This window comes from Pontimicrobium sp. IMCC45349, from assembly GCF_047219225.1.
Lineage (GTDB): Bacteria > Bacteroidota > Bacteroidia > Flavobacteriales > Flavobacteriaceae > IMCC45349.
Window position 1 is genome coordinate 880,608 of the sequence record NZ_CP178208.1, and the last position, 16,147, is coordinate 896,754.

10 protein-coding genes and 1 tRNA gene are annotated in these 16,147 nt (G+C 32.5%); 9 read left to right on the top strand and 2 right to left on the bottom strand.

Features of this window, described 5'->3' with window-relative positions; genetic code table 11:
* Nucleotides 1-129: 129 nt before the first annotated feature.
* From ACLII3_RS04125 to ACLII3_RS04145, 5 genes are read left to right on the top strand one after another with little or no spacing between them, the layout of a single operon-like run.
* Complete coding sequence (locus ACLII3_RS04125; RefSeq protein WP_412986698.1) at nt 130-3,183, top strand: SusC/RagA family TonB-linked outer membrane protein; 3,054 nt, start codon at nt 130-132, stop codon at nt 3,181-3,183.
* A gap of 9 nt (nt 3,184-3,192) precedes the next feature.
* Complete coding sequence (locus ACLII3_RS04130; RefSeq protein WP_412986700.1) at nt 3,193-4,740, top strand: RagB/SusD family nutrient uptake outer membrane protein; 1,548 nt, start codon at nt 3,193-3,195, stop codon at nt 4,738-4,740.
* Between the two features lie 10 nt (nt 4,741-4,750).
* Nucleotides 4,751-5,818: a SusE domain-containing protein gene (locus ACLII3_RS04135; protein WP_412986702.1), complete on the top strand. Its 1,068-nt coding sequence runs from the start codon at nt 4,751-4,753 to the stop codon at nt 5,816-5,818.
* Nucleotides 5,819-5,822: 4 nt separating this feature from the next.
* Entirely contained in the window at nt 5,823-7,646 is a 1,824-nt protein-coding gene (locus tag ACLII3_RS04140; RefSeq protein ID WP_412986704.1) for a SusE domain-containing protein, read from the top strand.
* Between the two features lie 60 nt (nt 7,647-7,706).
* Nucleotides 7,707-10,580, top strand: coding sequence for an alpha-amylase family glycosyl hydrolase (locus ACLII3_RS04145; RefSeq protein WP_412986706.1), 2,874 nt, complete (start codon nt 7,707-7,709; stop codon nt 10,578-10,580).
* Nucleotides 10,581-10,692: 112 nt separating this feature from the next.
* Here the strand turns inward: ACLII3_RS04145 and ACLII3_RS04150 are convergent.
* Nucleotides 10,693-10,774, bottom strand: a tRNA-Leu gene (locus ACLII3_RS04150).
* A 104-nt stretch (nt 10,775-10,878) separates the two neighbouring features.
* Here ACLII3_RS04150 and ACLII3_RS04155 point away from each other — a divergent pair.
* Entirely contained in the window at nt 10,879-12,267 is a 1,389-nt protein-coding gene (locus tag ACLII3_RS04155) for a dipeptidase (protein WP_412986708.1), read from the top strand.
* A gap of 2 nt (nt 12,268-12,269) precedes the next feature.
* Nucleotides 12,270-12,932: a sulfotransferase family 2 domain-containing protein gene (locus ACLII3_RS04160; RefSeq protein ID WP_412986709.1), complete on the top strand. Its 663-nt coding sequence runs from the start codon at nt 12,270-12,272 to the stop codon at nt 12,930-12,932.
* A 4-nt stretch (nt 12,933-12,936) separates the two neighbouring features.
* On the opposite strand, the gene ACLII3_RS04165 is transcribed toward ACLII3_RS04160, so the two are convergent.
* Nucleotides 12,937-14,295 (bottom strand): M28 family peptidase, encoded by a 1,359-nt coding sequence (locus ACLII3_RS04165; protein ID WP_412986711.1) that lies wholly within the window; start codon nt 14,293-14,295, stop codon nt 12,937-12,939.
* Nucleotides 14,296-14,444: 149 nt separating this feature from the next.
* Between ACLII3_RS04165 and ACLII3_RS04170 the strand changes: the two genes are divergently transcribed.
* The gene (locus ACLII3_RS04170; protein ID WP_412986713.1) at nt 14,445-15,698 is read left to right on the top strand and encodes a hypothetical protein; all 1,254 of its coding nucleotides are present in this window, start codon (nt 14,445-14,447) and stop codon (nt 15,696-15,698) included.
* An 81-nt stretch (nt 15,699-15,779) separates the two neighbouring features.
* Complete coding sequence (locus ACLII3_RS04175; RefSeq protein ID WP_412986715.1) at nt 15,780-16,145, top strand: BlaI/MecI/CopY family transcriptional regulator; 366 nt, start codon at nt 15,780-15,782, stop codon at nt 16,143-16,145.
* Nucleotides 16,146-16,147 lie beyond the last annotated feature (2 nt).

Genomic DNA, 16,147 nt, shown 5'->3' on the forward strand with positions numbered 1-16,147 from the left:
AAAAAGTTATCAACACGAAAACGTTAGAGTGATAATAGTCATGGTTTTCTTAGGTCTAATTTACATAAATTTAACTTCGAAAAGTAAAAATATAACAAACTAATTAAGAAATTAATTTAAATGTATTGTATGAAAACAATTATGAATAGTTTACTGTATGTATTACTATTGGTTCCCGCCTTATTAATAGCGCAGACCAATGTTTCTGGTACAGTAACCGAACAATCAACCGCTTTACCTCTCCCTGGAGTAAATGTTGTAATTAAAGGTACGTCAACTGGAACAGCCACTGACTTTGATGGTAAATATCAAATTAGTGTTAATACTGGTGATGTATTGGTTTTTTCCTATGTAGGATATAAAACCTTTGAGGTTACTTATAATGGTCAAAATCCATTAGATGTACAATTATTAGAAGACACTGCTCAATTAGAAGAAATTGTACTAATTGGATATGGTAGTGTAAAAAAAGAAGATTTAACTGGATCAGTAGATGTAATTTCTTCTGACGACTTTAACAAAGGTGCTATTGTATCTACAGATCAATTATTAGCAGGTAAAGCTGCTGGTGTTAGAATAACAAATAACGGTGGTTCTCCAGATTCTGCTCCAAATATTAGAATCCGTGGTGGGGCTTCATTATCAGCAAATAGTAGTCCATTAATTGTTATTGATGGTGTACCAATTGGAAATGATAATCCAGCAGGTGTAAGCAATCCTTTATCTTTAGTAAACCCTAACGATGTTGAAAGCTTTTCAATTTTAAAAGATGCCTCTGCTACTGCTATTTACGGTTCTAGAGCATCAAATGGTGTAATTATCATTACTACCAAAAAAGGAACTTCAGGAGACAAAGTAATATATAACTTCTCTTCGGATTTTTCTGTAAGTTCTGCTGGTGATGGATTAGATATGATGACAAGCAGCGAATTTGTACAATTTATTCAAGAATACCACCCAGACTATGTAAGCTCTTTAGGTGTACCTGCTGGGTCAGTTAGTACTAATGAACCTGTAGCGCAGGTTATAGATGGGCGTGAAATTTATAATACTGATTGGAGAGATAGAGTTTTTAGAACTGCTTTATCATCAAACACTAACTTTAGTGCCAGAACAAATTTATTTGGCAAAGTTCCTTTTAGAGCTTCTTTAGGATATACTAATAGTCAAGGAGTTGTAGAAACTGACGATTACGAACGTATAAGTGCTTCTTTTAAATTAACGCCTAAGTTATTAGATGATAATCTAAAACTAGACATTAATGCAAAAACTACTTATGCAGATAAAAATGCAATTGATGCAGGTGGAGCTATTAGCGGTGCTATTGGTTTTGACCCTACTAAACCTGTTAATGACAGTAATAGTATTTTTAATGGTTATTATGTCAACATGAATGGAAATTTAATTGATGGTCAATGGAACCCTGTTGCATTACTTAATCAACGTGAACGTCCAGAACGTGTATTTAGATTTTTAGGAAACATAGAAGCAGATTACAAATTACCTTTTGCTCCAGGTTTAAAAGCTGTAGTGAACTTAGGATTAGACGCTTCATCAGCAAAGATAAAAGAACGTTTTTCTGATAACTCATTAGCTACTTATCGAGTTACTCCAAATGAACCAACCCCGTATGTATTTAATCCAGGTGTAAACTTTGAAGAAAGACAACGTATTACTAACACTACTCTAGATGCATATCTACAGTACAACAAAACATTAGAAGGTAATTTCATTAACAAATATGATATCCAAGCTGGTTATTCTTACCAAAATTTCAAAAATGATGGAAATCAAGATAGATATCAATATAATGCGGATACTGGATTACGTGAATTAGTTATAAACCCTAACAATCCTAACAACAGATATTATAACGTATTGAATCTTCAATCATTCTTTGGACGTTCAAATATTGACTTTGCTGGTAAATACTTATTAACTTTATCATTTAGGGCAGATGGTTCTTCGTTGTTCCAAGAAGATGATCGTTGGGGGTTTTTCCCTTCTGCTGCGCTAGCATGGAAACTTAAAAGTGAATCTTTCTTAGAGAATACAACTTTCATAAATGATTTAAAATTAAGATTAGGTTGGGGACAAACTGGTCAACAAGATATTACAGGCGTTGTTGGCTTCTACCCTTCAATTCCATTATTCCAAGCAGGAGATAGTAATAGTCAATATTTACCTAATTCATCTTTATATTCAGCATTGCCTTTTAACCCTAATTTAACTTGGGAAAAAACAACAACATATAATGCTGGTTTAGACTTTGACATCTTAAACAACAGAATGATTTCAGGTTCTTTTGATGTATACTTTAGAAAAACAACTGATTTATTAGCAGATGTACCTGTACCACCAGGACAAGCATTTTCTAGCAGCTTTATTGATAACGTAGGTGAAACTGAGAGTAAAGGTTTTGAATTAAATTTAAATATTACTCCAGTTAATACTGATGATTTTAGTTTTGACATTGTTTCTAACATTGCTTACAACCATACTGAAGTAACAGACTTAGAAGGTCTAGCTAGTATTCCAACTGGAGGTACAGTTACAGGAACAGGAACGTTTCTACAACGTCATGCAGTTGGTCAACAAGCTGGTAGTGCATATGTATTCAAACAATTATATGATGCTAACGGCTCACCAATCCCAGGCGCTTTTGCTGATAGAAATGGTGATAATATTATTAATGATGACGATCGTTATTATCAAGCTATTGCTCCTAATTGGACTTATGGATTTGGGTTAAACTTCACCTATAAAAACTGGGATTTAAGCTCTAGTTTTAGAGGACAAATAGGTGGTAACGTATTTAATTTAAACAAATTAAGATATGGTAATGTAGAAAATGCTTTACCAAACAATAACACCAGTTTAACTAATGTGCTTAACTTTTATAGTGGTGCAGCAGACTCTGCTTTCTATGAAGCAATTGGTAATACAATATATTCTGACTACTATTTAGAAGATGCTTCTTTCTTAAGATGTGATAATATAGTATTAGGTCATAGGTTTGATAATTTAATTAAAGATGCAACTTTACGTCTTTATGGAAGTGTAACCAATCCTTTTATTATTGATGACTATTCTGGTCAAGATCCAGAAAATTTTGGTGGAATCGACGGTAATTTCTACCCTAGACCTACAGTATATACGTTTGGAATTAATTTAGACTTTTAAAAAAAAATTATGAAAAAAGCTATAAAGACACTAGTCGTACTATTAAGTTTCTCTGTACTAGGCATTTATTCTTGTACAGACGATCTTAATACAACACCTAAAGTAGAACTTACTTTAGAAGAACTATTAGCTGAGGATCCAGATGCTATTGAAGGTATTGTTTCTAGGCTATATGCATCATTTGCCCTATCAGGCCCTAATGGCCCTGGAAGCTCAGATATAGATGATGACGCAGGTGAATCTCCATTTTTAAGAGGTATTATCAATTTACAAGATTTTACTGCTGATGGTATGAAAAATAGATGGGGAGACGATGGTTTAGACCAATTAACAACCACTTCTAACTGGGATGGTAATAACAAATTTTTTAGATACTTATACAACCGCATTTATTATACTATTCCGCAATGTAACAACTTAATTCAAGTATTAAATTCAACATCAGTTGAAGATTCAGAATTAGCACTTAACGAAGCACGCTTCTTAAGATCATTAGCCTATTTTTATTTAATCGATTCATTTGGTAAAGGTGTTTTAGTAACTGAAGATAATTTAGGAACTAGTGAACCACTTCCTGAAGCATCTCGTTTAGAACTGTTTACTTATGTTGAAACTGAATTATTAGAAATTGAACCATTAATGCCAACTACAAATAGTTATGGTCGCGCTAATAGATATGTAGTTGATATGTTACTTGCTAAACTTTATATGAATGCTGAAGTTTATATTGGGCAAGCAAAGTATAACGAAGCTGCTATTTATGTTAACAAAATTATTGATGAAGGTGGTTATCAATTAGCAAATAATTTTATTCAAAATTTCTCTGGCGACAACTTTAATTCACCAGAAATAATTTTCCCTTTAATAGCTGATGCTGTTACAAGTCAAAGTTATGGAAATACAACATACATTGTAAATGGTAGTTTAAGTTCAGATACAATGCCACTTGAAGACTTTGGTTCTTTACAAGGTTGGCAAGGTCACAGAGCATCTCCAGCTTGGTATGGATTATTTGGAGATTTAAACACTTCAAATGACACAAGAGCTTCATTATTTTGGACTGATGGACATAATTATGATATGACTGATTATAGAGAATGGACAGATGGCTATCCTTCAACTAAATTTAGAAATACAGACTTTAATGTTAACTCTACTCCAACGGATTTTTCTGGAACAGACTTTCCTTTATACAGATTAGCTGACGTTTACTTAATGTATGCTGAATTAGCTGTTAGAGGTGCTGGTAATACAAATATGGATACTGCCCTTAGTTTAGTAAATGATGTAAGAACACGTTCAATGACCAATCCAATAAATTCATTTGACTTAACATTAGACTTTATTCTTGATGAAAGAGCTAGAGAATTAAACTTAGAAGGACATAGACGTACAGATTTAATACGATTCAACAAGTTCACTGGCGGAAACTATATTTGGCCATGGAAAGGAAATACTGCTGAAGGAACATCTATTCCTGATCACTATAAGTTATTCCCAATTCCTGAACAAGCAAGAGGAGCTAATCCTAATTTAACACAAAACCCAGGATATTAAAACTATGAAAATGAAACATATATTTAAGGTTTGTCTCATAACATTTACATTATTTTTTATTTCTTGTAGTGATGATGACAATTTACAGATTTCTGAAGGGAGTTTCGGAAATATCCTAACACCAGATGAGGGACAAACTTTTGTCTTAAATCCATTGGAAGAACAAACCAACAATGCTATTACAGTAAGTTGGGAAGATGCAAATTATAGTGTGCCAACAGGTATAAACTATACAGTAGAAATTGCTGCCTCTGGAACCAATTTTGAAAACCCAATAGCAATGGGAAACACAAATACAAATGCAATTTCTGTTAACATTGCTAACTTTAATGGTTATGTTGTACAAGCTGGATTATTTCCTTTTGTTGAAGGAAGCTTAGATATTAGAATAAAATCTGATATTGGTGATGAAAATGTATTACCACAGTATTCAAGCATTGTAACTGTAAATGTAACTCCTTTTACAACAGATTTACCAAGAATTGCTGTTCCTGGGAATCATCAAGGTTGGGATCCTCCTACAGCACCTCATCTAGCCTCTTCTGCATTTGGCGAAACAGATTACGAAGGTTACGTTTGGCTTGATGGTGAATATAAGTTCTTAGCGCCAAACCAAACAGGTGGTTTTGAATGGGGAAATACTGATTGGGGAGACGATGGCACTAACACAGGTATGTTAGTTGAAACCGATGAATCAAATTGTAATGCTCCTGTAGCTGGTTACTACTTTGTTCAAGCAAATACAGCAGATTTAACTTACTCAGCAGAATTACATAATTGGGGAGTTATCGGTAACGCTACACCAACAGGTTGGGATAGTGATACTGATATGGTTTATGACCCTAATACTCGTACTCTTAGCGTTACTTTAGATTTAACAGCTCAAGAAGCACCTGATAATGGTCTTAAATTTAGAGTAAACGATGATTGGTCAGTTAATTTAGGTGATACTGGTGCTGATGGTACTATGGAATATAGTGGAGATAATATTGGTGTTCCAACTTCTGGAAACTACACAATAATATTAGACTTAAGCAATCCTAGAGAGTACACATATTCATTAATTTTAAACGAATAAAAAGATGAAAAAAATATTAAAACTAATATCATTTTTTACTCTACTGATATTTGTCGTGAATTGTAATGACACTGAAGATTTTGAGTTTACAACTCCTGTAGACAACTTTAGTATTATTACTCCTAATGATGGCGCAAGTATAATATTAGATGGTACAAATGGTCAAAATAATGCTCTTACTTTAGTTTGGAATGATAATGTAACTGGAGCAGAAAGTTATTCTATTGATATGTCAATGGACGATACTTTTTCTAATATAATAAACATTGGATCTTCAAGCACTAACACATTTACAATGTCGGTAGAAACTTTCAATGCTATATTATTAGACAATAATATTTCTGCACTTGAAGAAGCATCTATTTATTTAAGAATTACTGGTAATGAAATGCAAAGTAATGCTATTAGACTAACCGTAAGTTCTTATCCTGAAGAAAGCCCAATAATTACTAGTCCAGATAGTACATTTGAAGTTGTATTATCAGACATTACTGAAGATGACATTGCATTAACAGTTGATTGGGATGATCCAAATTTTGCTCCTGAAAGTTCAGTATTAATTAACTATTACGTGGAAGCAGCTGTTGCAGGATCTGACTTTACAACTGTAGAATCTTTAGGCAATACTCAAGAAAGAACACTAGCTTCTACTCATGCCGAGTTAAATGATGTAGCTTTAAACCTTGGACTTGAAGCAGAAACTGTTGGTTCTTTAGATATTAGAGTACGTTCAGTCTTAGAAACTACCTCTGGAGAGCTTGAAAGAATTTCAAACTTTATAACAATTTCTGTAACACCTTATGAAACTGCATTACCTCCTGCACTTTATGGTGTTGGAGCTGGTTTACCTGATGCTGGTTGGGGATGGGATTCTCCAGAAGTACTCCCTTTACTTGGGTCTAAATATTCGGCAAATGTTAACTTAAGTCCTGACAATGGCGGTAACTTTAGATTCTTCTTACAAGAAGATTGGGGACCTGATAGTTATAATTACCCTTGGTTTGAAACAAGAGGATTTACTATTGATGCTAATTTAGTTAATGCAAATGATGGTGATAGTAATTTCCAATTCATAGGTACTGCTGGTGAGTATTTCTTAGAAATTGACATGGAAAATAAAACTATTACATTAGGAGCTCCACAAGGTGCAAATTGTGAATTCGATCAATTATGGCTTGTTGGTGCTGGTGTACCTGACGCTGGTTGGGGATGGGGTTCTCCTGTTCAACTACCTTGTACTGGAACTGGTATTTATTCAGGTAATGTAAATCTTCAAAATAATGGAGGAGCAGATAACAACTTTAGATTCTTCTCTATAGAAGGTGATTGGAACTCAGGTTTAAATTTTCCTTACTACATAGGAGAAGGTTACGCAATAGATTCTAACTTTGTTGATGCAATGGATGGTGATAACAACTTTGCATTTGTAGGCACCTCTGGAAACTACTTTTTAACTATTGATACTGTAAACAAAACTATAACTCTAGGACCACCACAAACTAATTGCGAATATGACCAATTATGGCTTGTTGGTGCTGGTGTACCTGACGCTGGTTGGGGATGGGGTTCTCCTGTTCAATTACCTTGTACTGGAGCTGGCGTATATTCTGGTAGCGTAACATTAGCAAATGACGCATTTAGATTTTTTACTATTGAAGGTGATTGGAATTCAGGTTTAAACTTCCCTTATTATACAGGAGAAGGTTATACTATTGATGCAAACTTTACAGATGCTATGGATGGCGACAATAACTTTTCTTTTATTGGTACTCCAGGAACATACACTTTAACATTAGATACAGTCAATAAGACTATAACTTTAAATTAATAGCATATTAAGGGCTACATGAAAACATACATGTAGCCCTTTTTATTAATTATAACAGCTATGAAAAAAACATTACTTTTTTCTTTATTTATAATACTTACCAATTACATTTCTGCTCAAGTAACTTTTGATGTGAATGCTATAGAAATTGATCAACCAGTAACTATTACTGTCGATGTAAACAGTAATGGATCTGATTGTAACGGACTTAGTAATCCTAACAAAGTTTACATGCACTCTGGGGTTGGAGACAACACAAACCCTTGGGGTTTTAATGTTATTGGAAATTGGGGTCAAGATGATGGTGTTGGAGAAATGACAAATAACGGAGATGGTACTTTTAGTATCACTATAACACCTCAAACATATTTTGGACTCACACAAACGCAAGCTGATAATGCCACTCAAATTGGAATGGTTTTTAGAAACGAAGATGGCTCACAAGAACTAAAAGACAATGGATGTGAAGATTATATTTTTCCAATAGGAATTGTAGTTATTAATTTTACACAGCCTACCACGCCCTCAATAGTTATTGCATCTGGCGATAATATTTCTATTAATGCAACTATTGATTATCAAGGCAGCACAACAGTTTTAGGAACATTCGAAGTTTTTTATAACGATGTATCAGTAGCTACAGGAACTTGTGGTTTTCCTAATTGTGGAACAACATTAACAAATATTACTGAAAGTGGTATTGTAAAATTTGTTGGTACTGCTCCAGGCACTTCTGAAACTGGAGAAGCAAGCTTTGAAGTAATAGTAGCTCCTACTGTTGTTGAACAAGCTTTGCCTAATGGAATGGTTGATGGTATAAATTATGATGAATCTGATGCTACCAAAACAACATTAGTAATAGATGCACCAAATAAGGATTTTATTTATGTTGCTGGAAGTTTTAACAATTATAATCCAGACAATTCATTTTTAATGAAAAAAGATCCAACTACTGGTAAATTTTGGTTGGAATTAACTGGATTAACATCTGGACAAGTAGAAACCTATCAGTATTGGGTATATGCTTTAAATCCAGTAGCCAATTCTCCAACTATTGTAAAAACAGCTGACCCTTATTCTACATTGGTATTATCTCCTTTCGATGATCCATGGATTTCTGACTCTACTTTCCCAGGACTTAACACAACATATGCTTATCCTTCTGGTCAAGAAAGAGAAGTAACTGTATTACAAACTGGACAAACTCCATATAACTGGCAAGTAACTAATTTCAACAAACCTAAAAAGGAAGATTTAATTATTTACGAAGTGCTTATTCGTGATTTTGATACTGATAGAAATTACCAAGACTTAATTGATAAAATAGATTACTTTAAAGATTTAAACATTAACGCTATTCAATTAATGCCTGTAATGGAATATGAAGGTAATGAAAGTTGGGGTTACAATACTTCTTTCCATTTGGCTTTAGACAAATATTATGGTACTGCAGACAAATTTAAAGAGTTTATCGATTTATGCCATCAAAATGGTATAGCAGTTATTTTAGACGTTGCATTAAATCATGCTTTTGGAAGAAACCCAATGAATAGGATGTGGATGAATGACCCCGACAATGATGGCTGGGGAGAACCAAGCAGTGAAAACCCATACTTTAATCAAACAGCTACTCATAGTTATAGTGTAGGTTCAGATTTCAATCACCAACAATCTAGAACACAGAATTATGTTGAACGTGTTGTTAAACATTGGATTGAAGAGTTCAATATTGATGGATTCCGTTGGGATTTAACCAAAGGATTTACTCAAAATTGCCAAGGTAGTGATGGCTGTACTAATGGTTATCAACAAGACAGAGTAGATATATTAAAACAATACGCTGATTACTCTTGGAGTTTAGATCCAAATCATTATGTAATTTTTGAACATTTAGGTGCTAACTCTGAAGAATCTGAATGGGCCAACTATAGAATTGGAGAAGGCAAAGGTATTATGCTTTGGGGCAAAATGACTGATCCTTACAACCAGTTAACAATGGGTTATAACTCTAACAATAATATTAATGGAATGGGGCATAACAGTAGAGGTTGGACAGGAAAACGTTTAGTTGGTTATGCTGAAAGCCATGATGAAGAACGATTAATGTATAAAAACGTAGAGTTTGGAAATAGTGGTATTGGAGGAAACTTAAATACTTCCTTAGGAAGAATGGATGCTTTAGGAGCTGTTTCGTTAACTATTCCTGGTCCAAAAATGATATGGCATTTTGGTGAACTAGGAATGAATAACTCTATTTTTACTTGTAATGATGGTAGTGTTAATAATCCAGATTGCAAGTTAGATACTAAGCCACAACCTCAATGGATTGAAAACTGGACAACAAACGCAAATAGAAGCGAAATTTTTGACGCTTGGTCAAGAATTAACGAGTTAAAGATTAATGAAGCTGTTTTTGAAGGCGATTACACTATAAATTCAGGTAACCTAACACCTTCAATTTATATTTGGGATAATAGTCTTCCTGCTTCTCAACTAAAAAATGTAGTCATAATTTCTAATTTTAACACATCATCTACAAACATAAATCCTAACTTTCCATATGGTGGAACTTGGTATGATTTAATGGATGAAACAGGTAATACAACTATTAGTGGTTCTACAACTTCAATTAATCTTGCTCCTGGTGATTTTAAAATTTATGGAAATGCTGTTCCAACCTTATCAAATGGCTCAATAACTGAAAACAATTTATTAAGAGTATACCCTAATCCAACATCAACATCATTTAAAATAAATAAAAATGTTACCGAAGTTCTAATTTTTGATATAACTGGTAAACAAGTAAAGTCTTTTGTTGGAGGCTTTAATAAAAATAATGTCTTTAGTATTCAAGAACTGGTTAATAGCATATACATATTGAAAATTAAAGATTTATCAGGTAATGTACAAACCACTAAACTGGTAAAGCACTAGTCACAAACTAGTTAATTAACATAACTTGAGTAAAAAAGCTTTTCATGAAAATGGAAAGCTTTTTATTATAATAAAAAAGCTTCTCTTATATAAGAGAAGCTTTTAACTTTTGTGCGGGCGGAGAGACTCGAACTCTCACACCTCGCGGCACTAGATCCTAAGTCTAGCGTGTCTACCAATTCCACCACGCCCGCAAAAGGACTGCAAATATAAACAATACTTTATAAATTCAAATAGTTCTTTTAATAAAAATTATTGTTGTTGTTTTTGTATTTTTATGGCATCTAAAAAAACTTCAATGAATAATATAAACTCATACATTTCTGAAAATAGAGAAAGATTTCTAAATGAGCTAATTGAGCTTCTAAAAATCCCTTCTATTAGTGCAGATTCAGCATATAAAAACGATGTTCTAAAAACTGCGGAATTTGTTGCAGAAAGCTTAACAAAGGCTGGATGTGATACTGTTGAAATTTGCAAAACTGAAGGCTATCCAATTGTATATGGTGAAAAAATTATTGATCCAAATTTACCTACAGTGTTAGTTTACGGTCATTATGATGTACAACCACCAGATCCATTAGAGCTTTGGGATTCTCCTCCTTTTGAGCCTGTAATTAAGAAAACAGAGTTACACCCTGAAGGAGCAATTTATGCTAGAGGTTCATGCGATGATAAAGGACAAATGTATATGCATGTGAAAGCACTAGAGTTTATGACATCTACAAACCAACTACCTTGTAACGTTAAGTTTATGATTGAAGGTGAAGAAGAAGTAGGTAGTGTTAGTCTTTCAACATTTGTAAAAGAGAATCAAGAAAAATTAAGCAACGATGTAATTTTAATTTCGGATACTGGAATGATTGCAAAAGACATTCCATCTATAACTACAGGCTTAAGAGGTTTAAGCTATGTTGAAGTTGAAGTAACTGGTCCTAATAGAGATTTACACTCAGGTTTATATGGAGGTGCTGTAGCAAATCCTATTAATGTATTAACTAAAATGATTGCTTCTCTTCATGATGAAAACAATCATATTACAATTCCTGGCTTTTATGATAATGTTGAAGAGCTTTCAGCAGAAGAAAGAGCTGAAATGGCAAAAGCACCTTTTTCTTTAGAAGAGTATAAAAAAGCTTTGGATATAGACGCAGTTTATGGTGAAGAAGGTTACTCTACTAATGAAAGAAACTCCATTAGACCTACACTAGATGTTAATGGTATTTGGGGAGGATATACTGGAGAAGGAGCCAAAACAGTTATTGCGAGTAAAGCATATGCTAAAATTTCTATGCGACTAGTACCTAACCAAGATTGGGAAAATATTACACAATTATTTAAAACTCACTTTGAAAGTATAGCTCCAGATGGCGTTACTGTTAAAGTTACACCTCACCATGGCGGACAAGGCTATGTCACTCCAATAGATAACATTGGCTATCAAGCTGCTTCAAAAGCTTACGAGCAAACATTTGGAAAAACGCCTATACCTCAACGTAGTGGAGGAAGCATTCCTATTGTTGCTTTATTTGAAGAAGAGTTAAAAAGTAAAACCATTTTAATGGGCTTTGGACTAAATAGCGATGCTATACACTCTCCAAATGAACATTATGGCGTATTTAATTACTTTAAAGGCATAGAAACTATTCCTTACTTTTTCAAACACTTTACTGAGCTATCTAAATAATTATGCAAACAAAAAAGAAAAGAAAGTGGTATAAAATACCAATCATTGAAAAATACAAAAACATGATTGGTTTAAAAATAAATCCACCTTTACATAAGGGCAAACATCAGGATTTTGTTTTTATACATATTAACAAAACTGGAGGTACTAGTGTTAATGGTGTTGTTGGAAAACCCTTTAGAAAGCATTTAACTGTAAAGGATGTAATTAGAATTATAGGTCCTAAAAAATGGGAGACTGCCTACAAATTTGCTATTATTAGAAATCCTTGGGAAAAAGTTGTGTCTCACTACAAGTATAACGTAAAGAAAAATGTCACTAAAATGGCAGAAGAACCTATTGAATTTAAAGATTGGGTAAAGTGTACTTTTGGTGAACCCAAAGACTATAAATATTACAATAGAGCTCAAATGTTTTTCCCTCAAATTGAATGGTTAAAAAACTATGAAGGAAAGATAGATGTAGATAAAATAATTCGTTTTGAAAATATTAACGAAGGCATCAATGAAGTTTTTAAGTATTTACAAATAGATGCTGAATTACCTCATCTAAATAAAACTCATAAATCTGATTATAGAGAGTATTACGACGACGAAACCAAACAAATTATTGCTGATTGGTTTCATGAAGACATTAAAGAGTTTGGATATACTTTTGACAAGTAAATCCTTATTCTTTCACAATTTTATAAGTTAGCTCTGAACCTTCAGATTCTAACTTAACAAAATAAATTCCGTTAGAAAATTGCGACATATCTAGAGAGTTCTGCTTTCTAGATATTGTTTTTTTCAATAATATCTTTCCATCAACAGACAGTAATTGTAGTTGCAAATCTTTTGATAAAGGTTGTTCTATAAAAAGATTAGAAACTACAGGATTAGGGTAAACTTTAATGTTTCTTTTACTAAACTCATCTACACTTAAGAAATCAAAAACTACACAATCACTTATTTCTACACAAGCTCCAGAAGTAACTTCGACAGCATAATTACCATCTGCCGATGGTGTAAAAGATTGATTTGTTTCTCCTGTTATTTCAGTATTAGTATCACAATCTATCCATTGGTAATTGGCCGATGATTGTGCAGCTGTTAAGGTAGTACTATTAAACGTAACTGTGTTATCTACTCCAATCAATCCTGCTTTTGTTGTCATATAAGCCATAATTAATTTAGCTAGCTCATGGTAATATGGTAAATCTAAAGTAGCAAATGTATCACCTGAAGAATGATAAAAAGGTGTTTCATCATTATTCTCCCAAGACTCTCCAACTAAAACAGCCGAAAACCCATTATTCCAGAATCTAGCATGATCACTAGCTGTTGTTCCTGGGTTAACTACATTTACATTTAGGTTAAATCCATAAGTTCCTAACACAGAAACAATATCATCTTTCATAGCTATAGAGTTAGCTATTGGTCTTACATCAATATCAAAACCATCATCATCATCACCATCATAACCCATCATATCAATATTTAATACTCCTAAAATATTATCACCATTGGAAGCTGCTTGTGATGCATAATAACCTGCTCCTCTAAGTCCTATTTCTTCTTCGTCCCAAAGTGCATATACAATTGTATTGTCTATACATTGTGTTGATAAAATTCTTGCTATTTCTAAAACGGTTGCAGTTCCACTTGCATTATCATCAGCACAATAATCAGCAACACTATCGTAATGGGCACAAACAATATAAATATCGTTTGGGTTAGTTTGTCCTAATTGAGTTGCAATAATATTTCTACCATTAGTATTAAACGCTTGATCAGTGACAGTTAAATTATCATATTGAGATAATTTTTGCACTAAATAATCGGCAGCCAAATCATTATTGTCTTCTTCTCTATTTAATATCGTAACTGTTGAACCATTCACAACAGTAGACTGCTCTCCAGTAAACTCATTTAAAGTTAAGGTTAATGAGTCTAAATCCACCTTATTAACTAGGTCAGTAATTGATTGACCTCTAGACGTAGTGGTAAAGGCTAAAAAACATATTAAGGCAGCAATATATTTGTTCATTTTGGGCTAGTTTTAAAACGTAAAGATAATAGATTATTATAAATACTAAATTTTGTAAAGTATTACTTCTATAAAGATTAATCGTAAACTCTCATAATTAATTACAATAATACTCGTTAATATTTATGCTATTAACTAACAGTTTATAAATGATATTTTCAAGAAGCTCTATTTCTAACTGGTCTTTATTAAAAAAGATTAGCTTTAGATTTATTTTCTCTTACTTTATACTTTATAATATTACATCATTTGCTTCTACATTAGGTAGTTCTTTAATATTTTGGGTAGGTAAACACATTTTAAGAATTGATTACGAATTTAGTGCCATTGGTTATGGAAGTGGAGATACCACCTATCAATATATACAAATATTCGTCTTTGTAGTAACAGCTCTTATTTCAACATTTATTTGGTCCATTTTAGATTACAAAAGACCATCTTACAATAAGGTTGCCTACTTCTTTCAGTTAATTCTACGATTTGTATTAATATACTATTTATTAGTTTATGGGTTTATTAAAGTATTCTATTTACAATTTTCTCCTCCAAGTTTAAACAGGTTATTACAGCCAGCTGGAGATATGTCGCCAATGGGACTTGCTTGGACATTTATGGGTTACTCTAAAGCATATTGTATTTTTTCAGGCTTACTAGAAGTAATTGGTGGCTATTTACTTGTAAGCAAAAGAACACAAACACTTGGTTCTATAATAATTATTGCAGTTATGGCAAATGTATTTATGATGAACATGTGCTTTGATATTCCTGTAAAACTATTTTCTTTTCACCTATTAGCAATGGCTTTAATTTTATGTTTTACAGACTATAAAAAACTTATAAATATTTTTATTCTAAATAAAGACACAAAAAAAACTGATTTCTATTCTCCCTACACCTTTAAAAATCAAATGGAAATAAATGTTATTAGAGGTATAAAGCTATTTCTAATTACAGGTGTTTCGATTGTATTTATTTCAATGGGATATTCCAGATCAAAAAATTATGGAGTAAATAGAGTTAAACCAGAATTATATGGTATTTGGGAAACAAGCTACTTCATAAAAAATAATGATACTATACCTGCTTTAGTTGATGATAATAATAGATGGGAATACTTAATAATTGATTATAAAGACAGAGCTACAATAAAAACTATGACTGGAAACAATAAACGTTATTCATTTATAACTGACTCTACGTTTAATAAAATCAGTATGTTTAAAGACACAGATACCATAATTCATAATTTCTCTTATAAAAAACATAATGAACACTTTCTTGAGTTAAATGGACAACTTGATTCTGATAACTTAAAAATTATTTTAACTAAAAAAGACCTTGATGACTTCAGACTCACTAAAAGAGGATTTAATTGGATAAACGAAAAACCATATAATAGATAATCCTAAATCCTTATTCTACACTTGTAGAATTAAAATTATTATTCTACATTTGTAGAGTTAATTCTAAATTTGTAGAATAAAATGAAATTATCACAAACTGAAGAACAGTTAATGCAACACCTTTGGCGATTAGAAAAAGCCTTTATGAAAGACCTTCTTGAAGTCTATCCTAATCCTAAACCTGCAACAACAACTATAGCTACTTTGCTTAAACGTATGATTGATAAAGGTTATGTTGCATATACACTTTACGGAAAATCTAGAGAATACTATCCTTTGGTAAAAAAGAAAGATTATTTCTCTAAACATATGAATGGGCTTATTAAAAACTTTTTTAATGATAGTGCCTCACAATTTGCATCATTTTTTACAAAAGAAACCAACCTTTCAAAAGAAGAGTTAGAAGACTTAAAAAAAATAATTGATAGCGAAATCAAAAAGAAGTAACT